General features: G+C 77.8%; 16 protein-coding genes. 4 read left to right on the top strand and 12 right to left on the bottom strand.

Annotated features, from left to right (window positions below; translation table 11 throughout):
• Positions 1-13: 13 nt before the first annotated feature.
• Entirely contained in the window at positions 14-1108 is a 1095-nt protein-coding gene (locus CS2_RS07470; protein WP_070319493.1) for an aminotransferase class V-fold PLP-dependent enzyme, read from the bottom strand.
• Positions 1109-1189: 81 nt separating this feature from the next.
• Here CS2_RS07470 and CS2_RS07465 point away from each other — a divergent pair, with 81 nt between their 5' ends.
• The 3 genes from CS2_RS07465 to CS2_RS07455 all read left to right on the top strand — a co-directional run bounded on the left by CS2_RS07465 (position 1190) and on the right by CS2_RS07455 (position 4951).
• The gene (locus tag CS2_RS07465; protein WP_233421103.1) at positions 1190-2299 is read left to right on the top strand and encodes a LysR family transcriptional regulator; all 1110 of its coding nucleotides are present in this window, start codon (positions 1190-1192) and stop codon (positions 2297-2299) included.
• Positions 2300-2340: 41 nt separating this feature from the next.
• The gene (locus tag CS2_RS07460; protein ID WP_233421102.1) at positions 2341-2808 is read left to right on the top strand and encodes an acyl-CoA thioesterase; all 468 of its coding nucleotides are present in this window, start codon (positions 2341-2343) and stop codon (positions 2806-2808) included.
• Between the two features lie 196 nt (positions 2809-3004).
• Positions 3005-4951, top strand: coding sequence for a S16 family serine protease (locus CS2_RS07455; RefSeq protein ID WP_070319492.1), 1947 nt, complete (start codon positions 3005-3007; stop codon positions 4949-4951).
• 15 nt (positions 4952-4966) lie between these two features.
• On the opposite strand, the gene CS2_RS07450 is transcribed toward CS2_RS07455, so the two are convergent.
• Complete coding sequence (locus CS2_RS07450) at positions 4967-7399, bottom strand: tetratricopeptide repeat protein (protein WP_070319491.1); 2433 nt, start codon at positions 7397-7399, stop codon at positions 4967-4969.
• A 147-nt stretch (positions 7400-7546) separates the two neighbouring features.
• On the opposite strand from CS2_RS07450, the gene CS2_RS07445 reads away from it, so the two are divergent.
• The gene (locus CS2_RS07445) at positions 7547-8203 is read left to right on the top strand and encodes a hypothetical protein (protein ID WP_070319490.1); all 657 of its coding nucleotides are present in this window, start codon (positions 7547-7549) and stop codon (positions 8201-8203) included.
• Positions 8204-8267: 64 nt separating this feature from the next.
• Here CS2_RS07445 and CS2_RS07440 read toward each other — a convergent pair whose 3' ends face one another.
• The 10 genes from CS2_RS07440 to CS2_RS07395 form a co-directional block, all read right to left on the bottom strand.
• Complete coding sequence (locus CS2_RS07440; protein ID WP_046529290.1) at positions 8268-8750, bottom strand: PPOX class F420-dependent oxidoreductase; 483 nt, start codon at positions 8748-8750, stop codon at positions 8268-8270.
• Positions 8751-8803: 53 nt separating this feature from the next.
• Positions 8804-9799, bottom strand: coding sequence for a hypothetical protein (locus CS2_RS07435; RefSeq protein WP_233421101.1), 996 nt, complete (start codon positions 9797-9799; stop codon positions 8804-8806).
• 163 nt (positions 9800-9962) lie between these two features.
• Positions 9963-10868, bottom strand: a complete 906-nt coding sequence (locus CS2_RS07430; RefSeq protein WP_070319489.1) for an FHA domain-containing protein — start codon at positions 10866-10868, stop codon at positions 9963-9965.
• Positions 10865-12142: a vWA domain-containing protein gene (locus tag CS2_RS07425; RefSeq protein ID WP_070319488.1), complete on the bottom strand. Its 1278-nt coding sequence runs from the start codon at positions 12140-12142 to the stop codon at positions 10865-10867. The genes CS2_RS07430 and CS2_RS07425 overlap by 4 nt, the downstream gene beginning before the upstream one ends.
• Positions 12143-12194: 52 nt before the next feature.
• On the bottom strand, positions 12195-13511 hold the full coding sequence (locus CS2_RS07420; protein WP_156442040.1) for a PP2C family protein-serine/threonine phosphatase: 1317 nt from the start codon (positions 13509-13511) through the stop codon (positions 12195-12197).
• Complete coding sequence (locus tag CS2_RS07415; RefSeq protein WP_070319487.1) at positions 13496-15865, bottom strand: serine/threonine-protein kinase; 2370 nt, start codon at positions 15863-15865, stop codon at positions 13496-13498. Before CS2_RS07415 ends, CS2_RS07420 begins: the two co-directional genes overlap by 16 nt.
• On the bottom strand, positions 15862-16974 hold the full coding sequence (locus tag CS2_RS07410) for a hypothetical protein (protein WP_070319486.1): 1113 nt from the start codon (positions 16972-16974) through the stop codon (positions 15862-15864). The genes CS2_RS07415 and CS2_RS07410 overlap by 4 nt, the downstream gene beginning before the upstream one ends.
• 5 nt (positions 16975-16979) lie before the next feature.
• Positions 16980-17963 carry a glutamate ABC transporter substrate-binding protein gene (locus CS2_RS07405; protein WP_070319485.1) on the bottom strand — a complete coding sequence of 328 codons (984 nt, stop codon included), beginning with the start codon at positions 17961-17963 and terminating at the stop codon, positions 16980-16982.
• Positions 17960-19270 (bottom strand): GlnX family signal transduction membrane protein, encoded by a 1311-nt coding sequence (locus tag CS2_RS07400; RefSeq protein WP_070319484.1) that lies wholly within the window; start codon positions 19268-19270, stop codon positions 17960-17962. Before CS2_RS07400 ends, CS2_RS07405 begins: the two co-directional genes overlap by 4 nt.
• Positions 19267-20324, bottom strand: a 1058-nt coding sequence (locus CS2_RS07395; protein ID WP_233421100.1) for an AAA family ATPase, incomplete at its 5' end; no start/stop codon positions are given. The genes CS2_RS07395 and CS2_RS07400, both read right to left, overlap by 4 nt.

Raw genomic sequence — 20324 nt, 5'->3', positions numbered from 1 at the left:
CGTCGGCGCGCGGTCAGGCCGCGTCGAGCGCGGCGACCACGCGGTCGACGTCGTCGGAGTCGTTCCAGACGTGGAACGCGAGCCGGACGCCGCCGCCGCGCCCCGCGACCCGCAGGCCGGCGGCGTCGAGGCGTGCGCGGACGGAGCCGTCGTCGTCGGCCAGGGACACGATCGCGGAGCCGGCCGGGTCCAGCCCCAGCCGGCCGCGCAGGTCGTCCGCGAGCCCGACGTCGTGCGCGTGCACCGCGGCGACGTCGACGCGCGCGAACGCGTCGAGCGCGGGTGCGGCGCCGACCCAGCTCAGCCACGCGGGCGACGTGTCGAACCGGCGTCCGTCGGAGGCCAGGCGCATGTCGGTGCCGTAGACCGACGCCCACGGGTCGTCGCCCGCGTACCAGTTGGCCGCGAGCGGGCGCAGCCGCGCGGCCGCGGCGGGCGTCGTCGTCGCGAACGCCGTGCCGCGCGGCGCGCACAGCCACTTGTACGCCGAGCACACCGTGACGTCCGCGTGGTCCGCCGGTGCGGGGACGAGCGGCAGCCAGCCGGCCGCCTGCGTGACGTCGACGAGGCTGACCGCACCGACCCGCGCGGCCGCGGCGCGCACGGCCCCGACGTCGGCGACGCGCCCGTCGCGCGACTGCACGAGCGACGTCGCGACGACGTCGCAGCCGTCGGCGGCCGCCTCGGCCAGGTGCCCGACCGGCACCGCCCGCACGGTCACCCCGCGGTCGGCGTGCGCGAGGAACGGGTACGTGACCGACGTGAAGTCGTCCTCCGCGACGACGACCCGACCACCGTCCGGCACCGCCGCCGCGACGAGCCCGACCAGCGGCGACGTCTGCGCGCCGATCGCGACGCGCGTGACGTCGACGCCCGCGACGCGTGCGTACGCGGCGCGTGACGCGGCGACCGACACGTCGTAGGTGGCGGGGGTCGCCTCGCCCGCGGTCCACGCGTCGAGGGCCGAGCGCAGCGCGTCGGCGGTCGCCGTGAGCGGCAGGCCCGACGTCGCGGCGTCGATGTGCCCGGGGACGCGCCGGAACATCGCCCGCAGGTCGGCCAGCGGCAGGGTGCCCGGACGCGGGGCGGCGGGGGTGACGGTCGTCATGCGTCCACCCTCACGGAGCCGATGACATCACACAACGGCCAGTCATGACGGCCCTGCATCACCGACAGTTATGGTTCGGCCATGTCGCCCACCCGCCACCACGGCGCACGCGGCCGCACCCGGGCGTCCGCGGACGACCGGGACGTCCGGGCGCCCGGCACGCCAGCGCCCGTCGTCGTCACCGCCGACGGCGAGCCGCCCCCGGTCGCCGACGTCCCCCGGACGTTCCCCGCGCACGCGCTCGACGTGGCCGCGCTGCGCATGGTCCAGGCCGTCGCCGAGCACGGCACGCTCACGGCCGCGGCCGCCGCGCTCGGCGTTAGCCAGCCCGCCGTGTCGCAGCACCTGCGCCGCCTCGAGCGCCGCCTCGGCACCGCGGTGCTCGACCGCAGCGGACGGTCCGTGCGGCTCACGGAGGCGGGGCGGGTGCTGGCCCGCCACGGGGCGACCGTGTCCGCCGCGCTGCACGCCGCATCGGCCGAGGTCGCCGCGCTCACCGGGCTGCGCGCGGGCGTCGTGCGGCTCGTCGCGTTCCCGTCCGCGTGCGCGACGCTCGTGCCGCGCGCGCTCGCGGACCTGCGCGTGCGCCACCCGGGGCTGTCCGTCACGCTCGTCGAGGCCGAGCCGCCCGAGTCCGTCGCGCTGCTCGCCGCGGGCGAGGCCGACGTGGTGCTCACGTTCGCCTACGACGACCTGGCCCGGACGGTACGCGGCACGGACGACGCCGAGCGCCCGGCGGACGACGTGGCGACGGCGGCCCCGGACCCGCGCCTCGTGCACCGCCGGCTGCTCACCGACCCGACGCTCGTCGCGCTCCCGGCCGGCCACCCGGCCGCGACCGTCGACGGTCTCGCGCTCGGCGACCTCGCCGCCGACACGTGGATCGCGGGGTGCCCGCGCTGCCGGCGGCACCTGCTGACGTCCGGGCGGGCGGTCGGGTTCGAGCCGCGCGTCGCGTACGCGACGGACGACTACCCGGCGGTCCTCGGCCTGGTCGCCGCCGGTCTCGGCGTCGCCGTGCTGCCGGGACTCGTGCGCGCGACCGCCGCGGGCGTGCCGGGTGTCGTCCTGCGCCCCGTCGACGGGACGTCGGCACGCCAGGTCGACGCGGTCACGACGCGCGACCTGCTGCGCGTCCCCGCCGTCGTGGCGACCCTCGACGCCCTGACGTCGGCGGCCGCCCCCGCCTGACGGGCGCGCGACCCGCGGGTGGGTAGCGTGAGGGGGTGGACGTGAGCGGACGGCCCGAGGCCGGGGACGGCGCGCGCGGCCGCGTCGTCATGCAGGTGCGGTGGTCGGACGTCGACCTGTTCGGGCACGTCAACAACGCGGCGTTCCTGCGGTACCTCGACGACGCGCGGTTCACGCTCTTCCCGCGCATGGGCGTCGACGAGGCCGGCGCCATGACCGCGTCGCTGCTGGTGGTCGTCAAGCACGAGATCGACTACGTCGCACCCATCCGGTTCCGGCTCGCGCCCGTCGTCGTCGAGGTGTGGGTGCCGCGCCTGGGTCGGTCGTCGGTCGACTTCGCGTACGAGGTGCTCGACGGCGACGGCCCCGACGCGGGCGTCGCGCTGCGCGCGCGCTCGCGGATGGTGCAGCTCGACCGCGCGACGCACACGCCGCGTCCCTTCACCGACGAGGAGCGCGCGACGTTCGCCGCGTTCCCCGGGCCCTCCCCGGAGCTGCGCGGCTGGTGACCGCTCGCACCCGGTGACCGCTCCGACCCGGTGACGGCCGGACGCCCGTCCCGCTTGTCCGGGATCGTCCGGACCCGCGCCGGTCGGGTGCGCCGCCGCCCGTGACGCGGCGAGCATCGCCGACGGGGCGAGCGGCGTGCCCGCGGCCCCGCGGACGACGCGCGACCCCCGCGCGCGCCGGAGACCGGGAGGACCCATGGGACGCATCACGCGCGTGGCGGGCGCGGCGGCGGTGCTGGCGCTGCTCGCCGCCGGCTGCACGGCGGCCGACGAGCCGGACACGGACACGACAATCACCGACGCGGCGACGCCCGAGCCGGGCCCCGGCTCGCTGACCATCCGCTGGCTCGCGTACACCGGGTCGGGCGAGGGGGCGGTCGGCGAGACCGAGCTGACGCGCCGCCCGCACGCGGACGGCGACTTCCGCGTCGAGCTCTCCGAGAACGAGGTCGGCGGCATCGGGCCCGCCGCGCAGGCCGGCGCGTGGAACGCGGCGATCGTCTCGACGCTGCTGCTGGGGCTGCCGCTGAGCGGCGAGTTCCGGTTCGAGACGAGCGGGCGCGTCGACGGCCCGAGCGCGGGCGCCCTGACGACGGCCGGGCTCATCGCGCTGCAGCGCGGCGACACGTTCCTCGACGACGTCACGATGACCGGCACGATCAACCCGACCGGCACGATCGGCCCGGTCGGCGGCATCCCCGAGAAGGTGCAGGCCGCGGCCGACGAGGGCTTCACGACCGTCCTCGTGCCGCTGGGGCAGCGCAACTCGCCGAACCAGGCCGGCGAGGTCGTCGACGTCGTCCGGCTCGGCGACCGCGAGGGCGTCGAGGTCATCGAGGTCGGCGACGTCTACGAGGCGTACGGGCACCTCACCGGCGAGCCGCTCGAGGCGCCGCGCCTGGGCGGCGACCCGCGGCTGTCGAACCAGTCGTACGACAAGGTCTCGGCGCAGGTCGAGGCGACGCTCGCGCGCTACGACACCGCGTTCCGCCGGTTCGAGGCGCTGCCCGCGGAGATCCGCACGACGCTCGCGTCGTCCGGCCTGCTCGACGCGGCCGCGACCGCGTCGGTCGACGCGAGGGACCTCGCGCAGCAGGGCCAGCAGGCCGGGGCGTTCCTCGAGGCGCAGCAGGCCGCGATGCTCGTCGAGACGCTCGTCGGCGCCGGGGAGTGGATGAACCCGCTGTTCACGCAGGGCCTGCCGGGTCTCGAGCTGCTGTTCCGCGACGCGCTCGACCTGGGCCCGACGAGCGCACGCGTGACGTCGTTCCTCGACCAGCTCTCGACGTACTCGCCGCGCACCGTCGCGGACGTCGAGGGCCTCGTGCAGGGGTACGCGGGCACGTTCGACGCGTACTCGCTCATGGTGTTCGCCCACCAGATGATCGCGAGCATCAAGGCGCGGTCCGACGCGGGCGGCTACGCGTCGCTCGAGCAGCTCTTCACCGACCTGTCCGGGCCGCTGCTGTACGCGCGGCTCAGCGAGGCGATGCTGACGTCGACGCAGGCGACGTTCGAGCTCGGCCGCGACAACCCGGGCACGCCCGTGCACGAGGACGTCGACCTGGGGGCGGTCGGCGACTTCTTCCGTCGCGGCGCCGACGCCAACCACACGGCCTTCCGCGAGATCGTCGTCGCGCCGCTCGCGCAGCAGCACGGCCTGAGCGAGGAGGACGTGCTCGCGCGGCTGAGCGGCGCCGACATGGCGGTCGCGTACGCGACCGTCGAGCGCAGCCTGCTGCCCGTGATCACCGACTACATCGGCGAGGGCAAGCCGAACGCCGACTACGCGGCCCTCGCCTACGGCGTCACCAACTACGTGCGCAACGCGGGCCTCATCGACAAGTACTACAACAACGCCGACCTGGGCCCGGGCTTCGAGATCACGGGGGTGCGGTGGCAGGCGGCGCTGAACCGCGCGCTCGACCTGGGCCGGCAGCAGCTCGGCGCCGAGGTCGACGCGCTGCGGGCGCACGACGTCGACCCGGTGCTCGGCGTCGGGTCGTACGAGGCTGCCGGGGTCATGCGCAACGGCACGGACTCCGAGCGGTTCAGCGCCGTGAACCAGTACGCCTCGGGCTTCGTGACGGCGCGGATGATCTCCTACCTCACCGGCCGCGACCTCGCCGAGGCCGCCGGCTGAGCCGGGGGCCGACGTTCAGGCCGGGTCCGCCGCGAGCGAGTCGTCGTGCGCGGGCCCGGCCGGCAGGCCCAGGGCGGCGAGCCCGGCGGCCGCACGCGTGGCCTCGTGCGCGTACCGCAGCGTGGCGGCCAGGTCGGCGGCCGTCCGGTAGCCGGCCCCCGCGAGGTCCGCGCGCCCCAGCGCGCGGTGCGTGTCCGCGAGGTTGTTGAGCACGGACACCTCGAGGTGCGGGTCGCCGATGCGGCGGCCCTGCGCGAGCGCCTCCCGGTGGTGGTCCGCGGCCGCGTCGTGGTCGCCCGTCGCGTCGAGCGCGATGCCGACGTTGGTCAGCGCGTACGCGACGACCCGGTCGTCGCCGCACGCACGGCCGATCGCCAGGGCCTCCCGTGCGGTGGCCAGGCCGTCGACGGCGTGCCCGAGCGCGAGCAGCACGTCCGACAGGTTCACCAGCGCGTTGCCCTGGCCCTCGCGGTCGCCCGCCGACGCGCTCTCGGCGGCGGCGCGGCGGTGCTCGGCCGCGGCCTCGTCGAGCCGGTCGAGGCGGCGCAGCACGATCGCCAGGTTGTCGCGCGCACGCCCGGCGTCGCGGACCCGCCCGCCGGCCACGAGACCGTCGAGCAGCTCACGCAGCAGCGCCGCGGCCTCGTCGTACCGCCCGGTCTGGGCCGCGACGATCGCGAGCGCCTGCGTGCACTCCTCGGCCTGCTCCCGCACGCCGTGCCGCTCGAACCCGCGGCGCGCGGCCGTGAGGAGCGCCGTCGCGTCGTCCCACTCGGCGCGCCACACGCTGAGCCGTCCGAGCGCGAGCGTCGCGCGCAGCACGCCGACCTCGTCGCCCGCCGCACGCGCGACGTCCCGTGCCCGGGTGTGCAGGAGGCGCGCGGTGTCCCACCGCGAGTACTGGTTGAGCGCCCACCCGAGCGCCTCCGACAGCTCGACGACCTGCTCGGCGTCCGGCCGGGTCGCGGGGTCGACGAGCAGCAGCACGTCGGCCGTGAGCCGGTCGAGCCACCCGCGGGCCTCGCGCGCGTCGACCTCGGGCCAGCCGGACCGGGTGCGGCTCGTGAGGCGCACGCGCTCGCCGCCGAGCGCGTGGTGCACGGCCCACGCGCGCTGCACCCACAGCTCGCGCAGCCGCGCGAGCGCCTCGACGCGCTCCGACGGCGGGTCCTCGTCGGCGCCGACACCCGCCGCGTACGCGCGCACGAGGTCGTGCAGCGCGACGCCGTCCGCGTCGCGGTGGACCAGGTGCACGGCCTCGAGGCGTGCGACGTCGCGCTCGGCGCCGCCCGTTGTCGTGCCCGTGAGCACCGCGACCTCGCGCGCCGACAGCGTGCGGCACGGCTGCGCGGCCAGCAGGCGCAGGGTCCGCGCGGTACGTGGCTCGAGGTCGAGGTAGCTGAGGTGGAACGCCGCGTGCACGGCCTCCTCGACGCGCGCCGTGCCGAGACGTTCCGTGACCCGGTCGGCGTGGTCGGCCAGCGACCACGACGGCGTCCCCGCGACGTGCCGGGCCGTCAGCTCGAGCGCCAGCGGCAGCCCGCCCAGCGCGTCGACGAGACGCCCCGCGGCGGCCGGCTCCGCGTCGACCCGCTGCGGGCCGACGACGGCCCGCAGCAGGTCGAGCGCCGCGTCGGCGGCGAGCGGCCGCACCGTGACGCGCTCGTGCGGCAGCGCCGCGGGCAGGCGCAGCCGGCGCCGCGACGTCACGACCACGCGCATCCCCGGGACCTGGGCGAGCACGGTCACGTGCTCGGCCGCGGGCACGTCGTCGAGCACGAGGAGCACGGTCCGCCCCGCGAGGTGCCCCGCGAGCGCGGTGCGCGCCGCGGCGACGTCGGCCGCCGCGGGCAGCCGCACGTCGAGGTGCCGCGCGACGGCCGCGACCACTGCCGTCGGCCCGGCCGGGCGGCGCGACGGCGACGACCCGTGCACGTCGAGGTGCAGCGCGCGCTCGGCGACGCCGGCCGCCACCAGGTCGTGCGCGACGGCGCGCGCGAGCGTCGACTTGCCTACGCCGGCCATGCCCTCGACCAGCACGACCGGCACGTCGCGCTCGACGACCGCGCGCCGCGCGACCTCGCGCTCGCGCGCCCGCCCCACGAGGAGCCCCGGGTCGCCGGTCGCGAGCCCTTCGCCGTGCGCGGCCTCCGTCCAGCGCGCCGGTGCGCCCGCGAGCCCGGCCGCGGCGAGCCACGCGGACGTCTCCTCGGCGCCCAGCCCGAGCGCCGCGAGCACGTCGCGGACCAGCGCGACGTCGACGCGGGCGCGCCCGGGCCGGAAGCAGTCGTACACGGTGCTGCGGGCGGGGGCCGCGCCGGGCTCGCCGCGCGCGGCCCGCACCTGCCCGACGCGCGCCGCGATCACGGCGTACGACGGCGACCCCGCCTGCGCGCGCAGCGCGACCAGGCGTGCGGCGACGTCGTCGAGCCCCGCGTCCTGCGCCATGCCGCCCCTCCCGCCGTGCGACCAGGCCCTCGACCCTAGCGACGGACCGCGCACCGGCGCGGGCGGGTCCACCCGGGACCGCGCGGGACGCACCGGAACGGCCGCGGGGGTGTCCCCCGGGTGGGTGATCTGGGTAGGTTCCTCCCCGTGCCCGAGCAGCCCCCGGCCGTGCCCACCGTCACCCCCGCGTCCGGTGCCGTCGCCGTCGTGCCCGAGGACGCCGACCACGCCTCCGCCGGACCGGCCGGCGTCGCCCTCGCGGCACTCGCGCTCGCCGCGGTCGTGGCCGCGTGGGTCGGCCTGACGCACCTGGGCGGGCTCGTCCCGGGCGTCGTCGGGCGCGTCGCCGCCGACGGCCCGCAGGCGCGTGCGCTCGCGTTCTGGGCGCTCGCGTGGGGTGCGCTGCTGCCGTGGGTCGCGACGCTCCTCGTCGCGCACGACGGCCGCACGCCGCGGTGGCGGGGCTCGCGCGGGTGGGCGCGCGCCGGTGTGCCGCTCGTGCTCGTGCCCGTCGCGGCCGCGCACGTCGTGCTGGCGCTCGCGACGCTCGGGCCCCGCGGGACGTCACCCGAGGAGTCGGTCGCGCAGGTCGCGCTGCTGCTGCCCGCGCACCTGCCCGCGTACGACGTGTGGGTCGGGGCGACGTGCGGCGCGTTCACCGGTCTCATCGGCCTGGTGCTCGGCGTGGCGGCCGCCGCGGGCGCCCTCGACGCGCGCGCGGGGCTGCTGCCGCGCGCGGTGTGGTGGTCGTGGCTCGTGGGCTGGCCGGCGCTGCTCGTGGGCGTCGCGCTCGTGGTCCGCTGACGCCGGACGGCGTCGGGCCGCGCGGCGTCCGGCCGCGCACGACGCCGGGGCGGGACGTGTCCGCTCAGTCCGCGGCGTCGAGCCGGGCGGCGACGTCCGCCGGGAAGCCGCCGGTCGCCAGCGGGCCCCACCGCTCGGGCGTGATCCGCAGCAGGCTCTTGCCCTGCAGGCGCATCGCGGCGCGGTACTCGTCCCAGTCGGGGTGCTCGCCCGCGATGCACCGGTAGTAGTCGACCAGCGCGTCCTCCGCCTCCGGCATGTGCAGCACCTCCGCGCTGCCGTCGACCTGCACCCACGGGCCGTCCCACTCGTCCGACAGCACGCACACCGACACGCGGGGGTCGCGCTCGGCGTTGCGGGTCTTGGCGCGGCCCGGGTACGTCGAGACGACGAGCCGCCCGGCGTCGTCGACGCCGCCGCTCACGGGGGAGACCTGCGGGCGCCCGTCGGCGCGGGTCGTCACCAGCAGCATGCGGTGCCGGGGACGGACGAAGTCGAGCAGCGTGGTGAGGTCGACGGGCGTGGCGGTCGCGACGGTGCGGGGCATGCCGCGACCCTACGTCGCGCGCGCCGTCGCCACCCGGCCGCCGTGCGGGCCGCTCAGCCCAGGCCCAGCAGCCCGCGCCACGTGCGGTAGTGCTGCACCGCGATGCCCTCGAAGCCGGGCGTGCCCCGCAGCGCCTGCGCGGCCAGCGCCGTCTCGCGCGCGAGCGCCTGCGCGCCGTCGTCGCCGAACGTCCACTGCGCGCCGCCCGCGACGGCCGGCGTGTCCGTCTCGACGCCCACCGTGAACGGCAGCCCCGCGCGCACGGCCGCGGCCACGGCGTCGGCGGACAGCGCGAGGATCCCGTCGTCGCCCTGCGCGTGGTCGACGAACGCGACGACGTCGACGCGGTCGGCGCGCGCCATCGCGGCGTCCGCCACCGACCCGTCGCCCCACGGCTCCCACGCGAGCCAGTAGGGCACGTCGACGCCCAGGCCCACGCCGGGCGGCAGCTCGACGCGCACCGTGTCGAGCAGCGCGAGCCAGCGCGTGACGGACCCGGCGCGGTCGGTGCCCCACGCGGGCAGCGTCCACGGCTCGACGTTGAGCTGCACGTGCGTCACCGCGCGGTCGTGCGTCGCCGCGTGCATCCACTGCACCGCGAGCTGCGGCTGGTCGAGCCACGGCGGGTCGCCACCGAGCACGCCCACCGACGCGCCCTCGGCGCGCACGGCGTCGACCGCGGCCGTGAGCCACGGCGCGACGGGGCCCTCGTCGGACGCCCACGGCGCCGACAGGTGCACGGTCGTCAGGCCGTGCTCGCGGACGAACGCCGCGAGCTGCGCGGGCTCGGCGGGCGCGTAGCCGGTGCCCCGGGGGTCGACCGCGCGGTCCACGGGGTTGTCCCACACCCACATCGCGCTGGTCACGGGCGGCGGGGGCGGGGTGGCCGTCGCGACGTCCTGCGCGAACGCGAGCGACAGCCCCGCGAGCGGCAGCGTCGTCAGCGCCACGACCACGGCCGCGCGCCGCAGGTGGTCGCGCGCCGTGCGCGCGGGGACTCCCGCAGCGGTCTCCGCGGCGGTGCGTGCGGTCGTGCGTGCTGCGGCCATGCGACGTCCCCCCGGAGGTCGGTCGCGACCCGTGAGTGGCGTGCGTCACGGATCGCTGTGCGACCCCGATCGTCACCTGCCGGGGCGACCCGCGCGAGGGGAGCGGAGCAGGTTCCCCCGGACGGCCGCGGACGGGCCGGGACGTTCCGGGCCAACCCCGCGGTCAGGCCTCGCCCGGGAGTGCGCGGCGTACGACCAGACGGGTCCACGACCCGAGGTACAGCCGGTCGCCGTCCTGCAGCTCGTGGCGCTGACCTGCGGGGATGGGTACCTCGGGGAGCGGCTCGCCGACCCGCGCGACGTACGTGCCGTTCGACGACTGCAGGTCCTCGACCCACCAGCGCTGCCCGTCGGTGTTGAGCTGGCAGTGCCGCCGCGAGACGCCCGAGTCGGCGCCCGCGTCGACCTGCGGCCGGATGTTCCGCGACGCCGACGGCCGCCCCACGAGCACGCTGCGCTCGCGCAGCGGCACGAGCACGGGCAGCCCGACCGACGGCATGGGGTCCTCGGCCTGCTGCGCGGCGTACCAGTCGGGGTCGACCCACAGCTCGGCGACCCACGCGTCGTCGCCCGGGGTCGGGGGCGCGAGCGGCGGGTCGGCGGGTGCGGTCTGCTGCGCACCGGGCGCTCCCGGCGCACCGGGCGCGGCCGTCGCGGCCGGCGATGCTGCGGGCTCGCCGGCCGGGTCCGCCGCGTCGACGCCGGGTACGGCCGGGGGAGCGGCCGGCGGCGTGACGCCGGGCGGCGGGGTCAGCGGGGTCGGGCCGGTCCCGGTGCCGGCCGCGGGGGCCGGGGCGGGGGCCGGTGCGCCGAGGTCCAGCGACGACGTCGGCGCCGCGGCCGCCGGGGCCACGGGCGTCGCGCCGGTCGTGAAGTCGTAGCCGCAGTTCTCGCAGAACAGCGCACCCGACGCCGCGGGGGACCCGCAGTGCGGGCACGTCGACGGGCCCGCCGCAGCCGGTGCGGGCGTCGCCGCCGCGGGCGCGGCCGACGCGATCGGCGTGCCGCACACGTCGCAGTAGTCGGTGGCCTCGCTCGTGTGCCCCTGCGGGCAGGTCACGGCGCTCACCGCCGCACCCGCGTGGTCTTCGTCGAGGCGGTGTCCAGGGCCATCTCGTCCAGGCGCGACGCGCCCCGCTTGAGCCTCACGGTGCCGTGCTCCTCGTCCTCGATGTCGACCACGCGTCGCAGCTTGCTCGTGGCCTCCTCGTTGCCGGTCTCGGCCGCGAGCTGCACGGCCCGCCCGAGCTTGACGGTCGCGGTCGCCTCGTCGCCCGCGGCCTTGGCAGCCAGACCCTCCTGGATCGCGTCGGCGAGCTCGGCCTGGCCCGTGTAGTGCGCGACCTCGGGGCTGATGCGGGCGGTCAGCGACGCGTCGTCCGACCACGCGGCCTTGACCAGCCCGGACGCGAGCACCTCGTCGCCGACCGCGATCTGCACGCGGGCCGCGAGCTGCTCGTTGCCGACCGTGCGCGACGGCACGCGCACCGCCACGTGGTAGTCGCGCGACTCGTCCGCCCACGCGCCCGTCGGGTAGGCGCCGACCAGCGGCGTGATGTCGGTGCGCCGGGCCGTGAGGTCCTCGACGGTCGGCGCGACCTGCCGCACGAACAGCACCTGCCCGCCCTGCGGCGTCCACACCCGCAGCTGCGCGTCGGCCACGCCGCGCGCGAGCGACGCCGCGAGCAGCGCCCGGAAGTCGTCCGCGATGTCCGCCGGGTCGGCGATGAGCTCGACAGTGCCGAGCAGCGCGGTGGAGATCTCGCGCAGCTCGTCGACCTGCCAGTGCTGGCCGACGCCGCGCGCGTCGCACTGGAACCGGCCCGTGACGTCGCGGATCGCGGCCGTGAGCTGCTCGCGCGGCTCGGACTCGTTCTTGCCGTCGGTCAGCAGGATCGCGTGCCGCTGGGTGGCCGCCGGCTGGGTCGCGAAGATCTGGTCCGCGAGGCGCAGCCACGTGCTCATCGCGGTGCCGCCGGTCGCCTTGAGCGCCGCCACCGCGCGCTTGGCCTCGGCGCGCGCGCCGGGCTCCATCTGCACGATCGCGACGCGCGCGTTCGGGTACGGGAACACGCGCTGCGCGACGTGGCTGCCGCTGACGATCGCGAACCACGTCCCGTCGGGGATGTGGTCGAGCGCGACCTGCGCGGCGTGCTTCGCGGCCTCGAGGGTCGGACCCGTCATGGAACCCGACGTGTCGATCATGACGACCTCGGCGACGCCGCCGTCGGCGGTGACCGCCCCGCCCACGCCCTCGGCGGTGACGGTGACGATCGCGTGCACGTCCGTGCCGCCGTCGGGCAGGAACTCGTTCTGGAAGACCTCGGCGCGGAACGTGGCCACGGTGCTGGCTCCTCGGGGGTGGCGAAGCGGGCGGGACGGGGTCGGCGGCTGGTCAGGCGGTCGGCGGGGCGGCGGTGCGGGGTCCTCCCGCGAGGCTACCGGCCGGTCGACGGCGCACGGTCGGGACGGTGCCGGGGTCGTCCTCGGCCGTCGTGCCGGGCGCGACGTCGGTGCCCGCGGGGCCGGCGACGCGCGCGAGCGCGACGGTCACGTTGTCGTGCCCGCCGCGCGCGTTGGCCCAGCCGACCAGGTCGCGCGCGACGGCCACGGGGTCGGGCCCGAGCCGGTCGACGGCGTCCCGGACCAGCCCGGCGACGACGTCGGGAGCCGACCCGTAGTTCCACAGGCCGTCGGAGCACGCGAGCACCCAGCCCGGCCCCGCGGGCCGGGTCGCGACGGTCCGGGCCGTCGCGTCCTCGGCGTCCGCCCCGAGCCAGCGCGTGATCGCGTGCGCGTCGCGCGAGCGCTCGGCCTGCTCGCGCGTCATGCCGCCGGCCACGAGCTCGGCCGCGAGGGAGTCGTCCTCGGTGAGCTGCTCGGCCGGCCCCGCGTCGGGCAGCCAGTACACGCGCGAGTCGCCCAGCCACGCCGCGACCAGCAGCGTCGGGCCGGCGAGCGCGGCGACGAACGTGCACGACGGCGGGTCCTCGCGCGACGCCGCGTCGTCGACGGCCGCGCGCACCGCGGCGTCGGCCGCGTGCCCCGCCGCCACGAGCAGCCGCGACCACGCACCCGCGTCGGGCGCGGGCGCCTCGACCGCGCCGAGACCGCCCACGAGCAGGTCGCGCGCGGCCTGCGCGGCCGCGCGGCTCGCGCGGTCGGAGTCCGGGGCGGACGCGACGCCGTCGCACACCACGAGCACCGCGACGTCGCCCGCCGTGCCGAGCGCGAGCGCGTCCTCGTTGCGGCGGCGTCGCACGCCGACGTCGCTCACGCCGCCGACGTCGTCGGACGCACGCCGCTCGACGTGGTCGCGCTCGCGCGGTGCGCGGGCGCCGCACTCGAGGCAGTACCCGTCGGGGGCGATCTCGCCGCCGCACGCGGGGCACGGGGTGGGCTCGGCGTCCGCCGCGTCGGGGGCGCCGTCGCGTGCTCCCTGCGGCGCCGCGGCGCCGGCCACGGTCGCGTCCGGGTCGCCCGGGTCGCCGTGCTCGCCCGGGGTGGCAGGGGCGGCGGGCCTGGCGACGCCTGCGGCTGCGTCCGCCGGGCCCGTCGACGGCGCGGCCGTCCCGTCGGGCGTCGTGCTCGCGCCCGCGGGTGCGAGCACCGCGCCGCACGCCTCGCAGAACCGTGCCCCCGGGCCCGCGGCCTCGCCGCACGCCGGGCACACGGCGGCGTCGGGAGCCCCGGCCGTCACCACGCCGTCCACCGCCGCACCCGGTTCGCGCGGTCCACGAGCGCGACGCGCTCCGCCCGGTCCGCGGTGAGCTCGGCCTGCTCGCGGTACGCGCCCTCGAGCGCGGTGCGCAGGTGCGGCTCGGTGGCCTCGGCGCCGTCGAACGTCGCGCCGCGCGTCGTGCGCCCGCTCGTGACGAGCTCGAGCGCCGTGCTCAGCACGTCGACGCGCAGCGCCGCGCGGTCGGCCGGCGCGAGCGTGACCGAGCGCACCGAGTCGAGCGCCGCCGACAGCGCGCGCAGGTCCTGGCGCGACCGCGCCAGCACGCGGGCGCGCAGCAGCCGTGCCTGCGGGTAGGACGAGCGCGTCGGCGTCACGAGGTCGAGCGCGGCGAGCGCGCCGTCCACGTCGTCCGCCGCGCGGCGCAGGCGCGCGAGCCCGAACGCGGCCGGCGCCGTGTAGTTCGCGTCCGCGTACGCGCACGTCGCGTACAGCTGCTCGGCGACGAACGGCTCGTCGGACAGCTCGCACGCCGCCGCGAGCGCGAGCTTGGGCGCGAGCTCGCCCGGCACCTGCCCGTACACCGCGTTGAACGACGCGCGGGCCGCGACCGCGTCGCCCGCCGCGAGCTGCGCGAGGCCCTGCGTCCACACCGCGCGCCACTCCCACGGGTCGTCCGCGAGGATCGCGTCCACCGCGGACGCCGCGACCTCGGGCCGCCCGGCCTCGATCGCCGTCGTGGCGCGCAGCAGCCGCACCTCGACGCTCTCGTCGGGGGCCGACGCGAGCGCGACGAGCCGCTGCTCGGGGTCGGCCACGTTGACGCCCGCGAGCCACCCGGCCATCGGGTCGTCGGGGTCGACCCGCAGCGCGGGCAGCTCGTGCCACGCGAGCGGCCGCTCGACCTGGTCGGTCGTGGGCGGCTCGAACAGCACCGACGCCGCGCTGGTCAGCGGCGGGTCGCCCGCGCCGCGGTCGGCGGCGACCACCTCGCGCAGCACGCCGAGCACCTGCGCGCGCATCTCGTCGACCGTGCCGAACCGGTCCGACGGGTCCGGTGCGCACGCCTTGGCGAGCAGCCGGTAGAACGAGTCGTACCGCTGGAACACCGGCGTCTGCTCGACGGGCGGCAGCGCCGCGACGTACGTCGTGGTGTTGCCGCGGAAGTCGAGCACGAGCGTCGCGAGCGTGCGGCCGATCGTGTAGACGTCGGACGCGACCGACGGGCCGTCCTGCGCGACCTCGGGCGCCTGGTAGCCGACCGTGCCGTAGATCGCGGACTCGTCGTCGTCGACGCGGCGCACGCCGCCGAGGTCGATGAGCTTGAGCGCGTCGCCCGCCTGGATGACGTTGTCGGGCTTGAAGTCGCAGTACAGCAGGCCCACGTCGTGCAGGTACCCGAACGCGGGCAGCACCTCGAGGACGAACGCGAGCGCCTGGTCGACGGGCAGCGGGTCGACCGTGCCGGCCGCGTCCCGCCGGTCGGTGAGCAGCTGCTTGAGCGACCGCCCGCCGACGTACTCCATGACGGTGTACCCGTCGCCGTCGTGCTCGACGAAGTTGTAGATCTCGACGATCAGCGGGTGCTCGACCCGCGCGAGGAACTGCCGCTCGGCGATGGCCGCGGCGACGGCGTCCTCGTCACCCGTGTTGAGCAGGCCCTTGAGCACGACCCACCGGCCCGACACGTTGCGGTCCCGCGCGAGGTAGATCCAGCCCATGCCGCCGTGCGCGAGGCACCCGACGACCTCGTACTGCCCGCCGACGAGCGTGCCGGGCGTCAGGCGCGGGTCGAAGTCGAAACGCGCGCCGCACTTCGGGCAGAAGCCCTGCGTACGCGCGGGCACGCCCTCGCGGCCGCGGCCCACGGGCTCGCCGCACGACGCGCAGAACCGCTTGCGCTCGGGCACCTGCGGGTCGGCCATGACGGCCTGCAGCGGGTCGGCCACGGGGGCGGGCGGCACGCTCGTCAGCCCCGCGCCGAGGCGCGCGCGCCGCAGGCGGGTCGAGGTCGTGCCGAGCCGACGCGTCGTGCGCGAGCCGGTCGCCGCGGTGCGCGCCGAGCCGAGCGCGGCCGACGCGAGGCGCGTCGAGCTGGTGCGGCCCGTGCGGGTCGAGCGCTCGGCGTCCGGGTCGCCGCCGCCCGCACCGGGCGTGGGGACGCCGCCCGCGATACCCGTGCCGAGCATGGCCGAGGGCGTGCGAGCGGCCGCGGTGCGACCGGTCGCCCCGGCGGGGGAGGCGGGGACGGCGGCGGGCGGGGGCGTGGTCGTGCCGGTGCTCGTCGACGCGGCGCCCGCGGGCGCGGGCGAGCCGCACACGTCGCACCAGCCGTCCTCGTAGCTGCCGGTGCACCCGGGTTCGCGGCACGCGGTGGCGCTGGTCATCGGGGTTCTCCCTGTCCGCCCGGCAGCGGCCGGGCCAGGTGCTCGTACTGCTCGACGAGGGCGCGGGCGAGGTCGACGTCGCACGGCGTCGCGTCGACCGCGGCGCGCGCCTCGTCGTGCGCGGCCCGCACGGTCGGGGACGCGTCGCGGCCGTTGCCGGCGGCGAGCGTCGTGGCCTGGCCGACGCGGTAGCGCAGCTCGGCGCGCTCGCGCAGCGGCTCGCTGTACGCGTCCTGCGCGGCGTCGAGCGCGCGACGCACGGCGTCGAGGCGCGCGACGTACGCGTCGAGCCCCGCGCGGTCCTCGGGGACCGGGCCCAGGCGCGAGACGTCGGGCACGGCGTTGCGCGGCGGGTCGACGACCTCGCGGCGGCACCGCTCGGCGAGCTCGTGCAGCGCGGGCTCGCGCGCCTCGAGCGCCGCGGCGGTGGTGTGCGCGTCGACGCGCGCGCGGGCCAGCGAGCGGCGCTGCGACACCGCGACCATGAGGTCGCGCTCGGCGCGCGCCGCCTGCGTCTCGAGCTCCGCGAGCGGCCCGGTGACGTCGCCGCCCCGCGCGGCCTGCTCCGACAGCCGCTGCTCGCGCGTCCGCAGGCCCGCGACCCGCTCGTGCGCGGCGGCGTCCGTCCCCGCGAGGTCCTCGGCGCGCACGAGCGACGCCCGCACGCCGCGCAGCCGCGCGACCACGTCCGCCGTGTCGGGGTCGAACGCGAGGCGCGTGCGCAGCGCCGAGACCATCGCGTCGCACAGCGTCAACGCCTCCGGCAGCGACACCGGCGCGGCCCCGGCACGCGTGTCGACGCGCCCCCACACGAGCTGCGACATGCGTTCGCGCTCGACCTCGGTGACGCGCCCCGAGTCCCACACGGCCAGCAGCTCGTCGGCGCGCGTGCGCACCGACTGCCACACCGTGAGCGCGAGCACCACGTCGGGCGTGTACCGCTGCGCGTCGGCCGTGGCCTGCGCCGCGGCGTCCAGCGCGTCGAGGCGCGACCGGCGGTCGTCGAGCCACGTGAGCAGGCCGTCGAGGTACGTCATGAGGTCGCGCGCCGGGATCGCCTCGCCCAGGCGCCCGGGCGCGACCGGCGCGACGACGTCCCCGCTGGCCATCACGCTCACGAGCGCCCGTAGACGGACGCGGGCGGCGCCGGCGCGGGGCCGAGCGCCTCACCGAGCCACCGGTCGTACAGCGCGGCCCAGCGGCCGTCGGCCTTCATCGCGTCGAGCACGCCGTTGACGTACCGCACGAGGTCGACCTGGTCGGCCGCGACGCCCAGGCCGTACGGCTCGGCGCTGAACGCGTCGCCGACGACCTTGGCGTACGGGTCCTGCGCGACGAACCCCGCGAGCACCGTGTCGTCGCCCGTGATCGCGTCGACCCGGCCCTGCTGGAACAGCGCCAGGCACGCCGAGTGCGTGCGGGCCCCGACGGCCTCGACGTCGTAGTCGGCCAGCCGGTCGAGCGTCGTCGTGCCCTCGGGCGCGCATACCCGCTGCCCGGCGAGGTCCGCCATGCCCGTCGCGTCGGACTCGGTGCTGACGAGCACCTTCTGCCCGGCCTGCAGGTACTCCGCCGAGAACGCGATCTGCTGCCAGCGGTCGCAGTTCATGGTGAACGCGCGCGCCACGAGGTCGACCTCGTGGTCCTCGAGCACGCCGATGCGGTCGCCCGCGGTGATGACGCGGAACCGCACGGCGTCGGGGTCGCCCAGCAGCGCCGCGGCCACCTGCCGCGCGACGTCGACGTCGAAGCCCTCGATCGTGCCGGTGAACGGGTTGCGGGCGCCCATGCGCAGCGTGTCGGCGGACACGCCGACCAGGAGGTAGCCGCGGTCGCGGATCGCGGCCATGGTCGACCCGTCCGGGACCGAGCCGTCGCCCGGGGCGTACGAGGTCGTCGCGTCGTCGCACGTCACGGCCTGCGGCGCGGGCGACGCGGGCGGCGGCGCGGACGCCGTGCCGGACGCGGACACCGTCGCGCTGGTCGTGGGCGTGCAGCCCACGAGCGTGGCCGCGAGCACCGCGACGACCGCCGCGGCGCGCGCGAGCCGGGTTCGGCGGCGCGCGACCGCCGCGTGCTGCGTGGTGCGTGCGCTCACCGGTACTCCTCCCGTCGGGGCCGCAGCCCGGTCCACGCCAGCACCGCACCGGCGCCGCCGACGGCCAGGAGCGCCCAGCCGAGCCACGCGCCCGCGGGCCGCAGCCCGTCGGCGACCTGCTGCCCGCCCGCGTCGACCGCGGCCGCGAGCGCACCCGACAGCGCGTCGAACAGCGCGGGCGGTGCACCCGGGTCGTCGCTCGTGACGAACGCGACCGCGCCGTCCCAGTCGCCGTCGTCGTCGCGCTGCCGGACCTCGTCGTGCGCCGCGACCCACGCGTCGAGCCGGTCCACGAGCGAGCCGTCCAGGCGCACGCCGTCGCGCTCGAGCGCGGTGCGCGCGTCGGCGACGTTCGCACGGAACGTCTCCTCGTACGACGCGCCCGAGCCGCGGCGGATCAGCGTGAACGCCTCCTGCGAGCGGGCGTCGTTGACCAGCGCGAACGCCTGCGACGTCTGCACGGTCGCGCGGTACGCGTCGTCGCGCACCTGCGCGGCCCGTGCCCCCGCCCCACCGAGGACGGCGCCGCCGACCGCGCCGACCAGCACGACCGCGACGGTCGCCGCGACGAGCCCGACGTTGAACGTGCGGCGCGTGCGACGCGCGACCCACACCTGCACGAGCGCCAGCACGACGAGCGCGAGCACGGCCACCGCGACGACCATCGGCGCCGCGAACCGGGCCGTCGCGATCTCGTCGTCCACCTGCTGCTGCTCGGCGGCGACGAGCGCGTCGAGCGCCGGCACGACGTCGTCGCGCAGCACGGCCGACGCCTCCTCGAGGTACGCCGACGCGACCGGGAAGCCCTGCCGGTTGTTCGCGCGCGCCTGCTCGACCAGCCCCGTGTACCGCGTGAGGTCCGCGCTCACCGCGGCCAGGCCGTCGGCCCCGTCGGGGCCCGTCGCGGCGAGCGACGTCAGCGCCTGCGCACCCGCGTCGACGGCCGCGTCGTACCGCGTGCGCAGCTCGACCGGCTCGAGGCCGCCCACGAGGAACGCGGTCGTCGCGGCGGCGTCCGCGGCGACGAGCTGGTTGCGCGCGTCCTGCAGGCCGACGAGCTGTGCGGCCGCGTCGCGCGCGTCGTCGACCGCGAGCGACTGCGAGGACACCGCGAGCACGCCGAACAGCCCGGTCAGGGCGGTGACGACCGCCGCGAGCGCACCCCACGTGCGCAGGCCGCGGGGCGTCGAGCCCCAGCCGCTCGTGGGGTGCGCGGGCGGCGCGGTCGCGGGGGCGCCGGGCGCCGTGGGTGCGCCGCCGGCCGCCGTGGGTGCGGGCGGCGCCGCGGGGGACGCGGTCGTGGTCACGCGGGCTCCTCGGTGGGCTCGGAGTCGGTGCGGGGTGTGGGCAGGTCCGGGTCGGCGGTGCCGGGCGACGGCGGGGCGACCTCGCCGACGGGCGGTGCGTCGGGCGCGGCGTCGTCGGCGTCCGGGACGGGCAGGTCGGGCGCGACGTCCTCGACGTCGGTCGCGAGGTCCTCGGGCAGGAGCGTGCGCAGCTGCTCGACGGTCGGCTCGGCGACGTCCCGCAGCCGCCACGCGTGCCGCAGCACCGCGCGGTCGAGCAGGTTGCGCGCGTACCGGCCGTTGCCGAAGCCCTCGTGCCGCGGCTGCGCGGCGACGATCTCCTCAAGCAGGTCGAGGCACGCGGGCGACGGCTCGAAGTCGGCACGGCGCGCGGCGAGCGCGAAGATCTCGCGCAGCTGGGCGTCGGTGTAGTCGTCGAACGTGACGGTCGTCGCGAACCGCGACTCCAGGCCCGGGTTCGTCGCGAGGAACCGCGCCATCGGCAGCGGGTAGCCCGCGACGATGACGACGAGCTCGTCGCGGTGGTCCTCCATGTCCTTGACCAGCGTGTTGACGGCCTCGGTGCCGTACTGGTCGTCGGCCAGCGCGTACGCCTCGTCGATGAACAGCACGCCGCCGATCGCGCGCTGCACGACCTCGGTGGTCTTCGCGGCGGTCTGGCCGAGGTACCCGGCGACGAGCTCGGAGCGGTCGACCTCGACGAGGTGCCCCTGCGCGAGCAGCCCGAGCGCGCGGTACAGCCCGGCGACCAGGCGTGCGACGGTCGTCTTGCCGGTGCCCGGGTTGCCGACGAACACGAGGTGCCGCGTGAGCGACGGCGTCGTCAGGCCCGCGTCGGCGCGCAGCCGCTCGACGCGCAGCAGCTGCGCCTGCTGCCGGATCTCGCGCTTGACGCGGTCCAGGCCGACGAGCGCGTCGAGCTCGGCGAGCAGCTCGTCGTACGTCTTCTCGGGCCGCGCGGGTGCGGCGGGCGGGGCGGGGGCGGTCGGGACGGCGGGCGCCGTGGCCGTCGGGGCGGGCGCACCGTCGGGGGCGGCCGAGCGACCCGGCCCCG

It is taken from the genome of Cellulomonas iranensis NBRC 101100 = JCM 18110, assembly GCF_001552375.1.
In the GTDB taxonomy this organism is placed as follows: Bacteria; Actinomycetota; Actinomycetes; order Actinomycetales; family Cellulomonadaceae; genus Cellulomonas; species Cellulomonas iranensis.
Note: the sequence above shows the minus strand (reverse complement) of the source record. Positions and strands in the feature narration are given on the sequence as shown.

What these genes read in the sequence shown, in the direction of transcription:
- CS2_RS07470 (WP_070319493.1), bottom strand. Translation starts at nt 1,108, where the DNA reads ATGACGACCGTCACCCCCGCCGCCCCGCGTCCGGGCACCCTGCCGCTG.
- CS2_RS07465 (WP_233421103.1), top strand. Translation starts at nt 1,190, where the DNA reads ATGTCGCCCACCCGCCACCACGGCGCACGCGGCCGCACCCGGGCGTCC.
- CS2_RS07455 (WP_070319492.1), top strand. Translation starts at nt 3,005, where the DNA reads ATGGGACGCATCACGCGCGTGGCGGGCGCGGCGGCGGTGCTGGCGCTG.
- CS2_RS07450 (WP_070319491.1), bottom strand. Translation starts at nt 7,399, where the DNA reads ATGGCGCAGGACGCGGGGCTCGACGACGTCGCCGCACGCCTGGTCGCG.
- CS2_RS07440 (WP_046529290.1), bottom strand. Translation starts at nt 8,750, where the DNA reads ATGCCCCGCACCGTCGCGACCGCCACGCCCGTCGACCTCACCACGCTG.
- CS2_RS07435 (WP_233421101.1), bottom strand. Translation starts at nt 9,799, where the DNA reads ATGGCCGCAGCACGCACGACCGCACGCACCGCCGCGGAGACCGCTGCG.
- CS2_RS07415 (WP_070319487.1), bottom strand. Translation starts at nt 15,865, where the DNA reads ATGACCAGCGCCACCGCGTGCCGCGAACCCGGGTGCACCGGCAGCTAC.
- CS2_RS07410 (WP_070319486.1), bottom strand. Translation starts at nt 16,974, where the DNA reads ATGGCCAGCGGGGACGTCGTCGCGCCGGTCGCGCCCGGGCGCCTGGGC.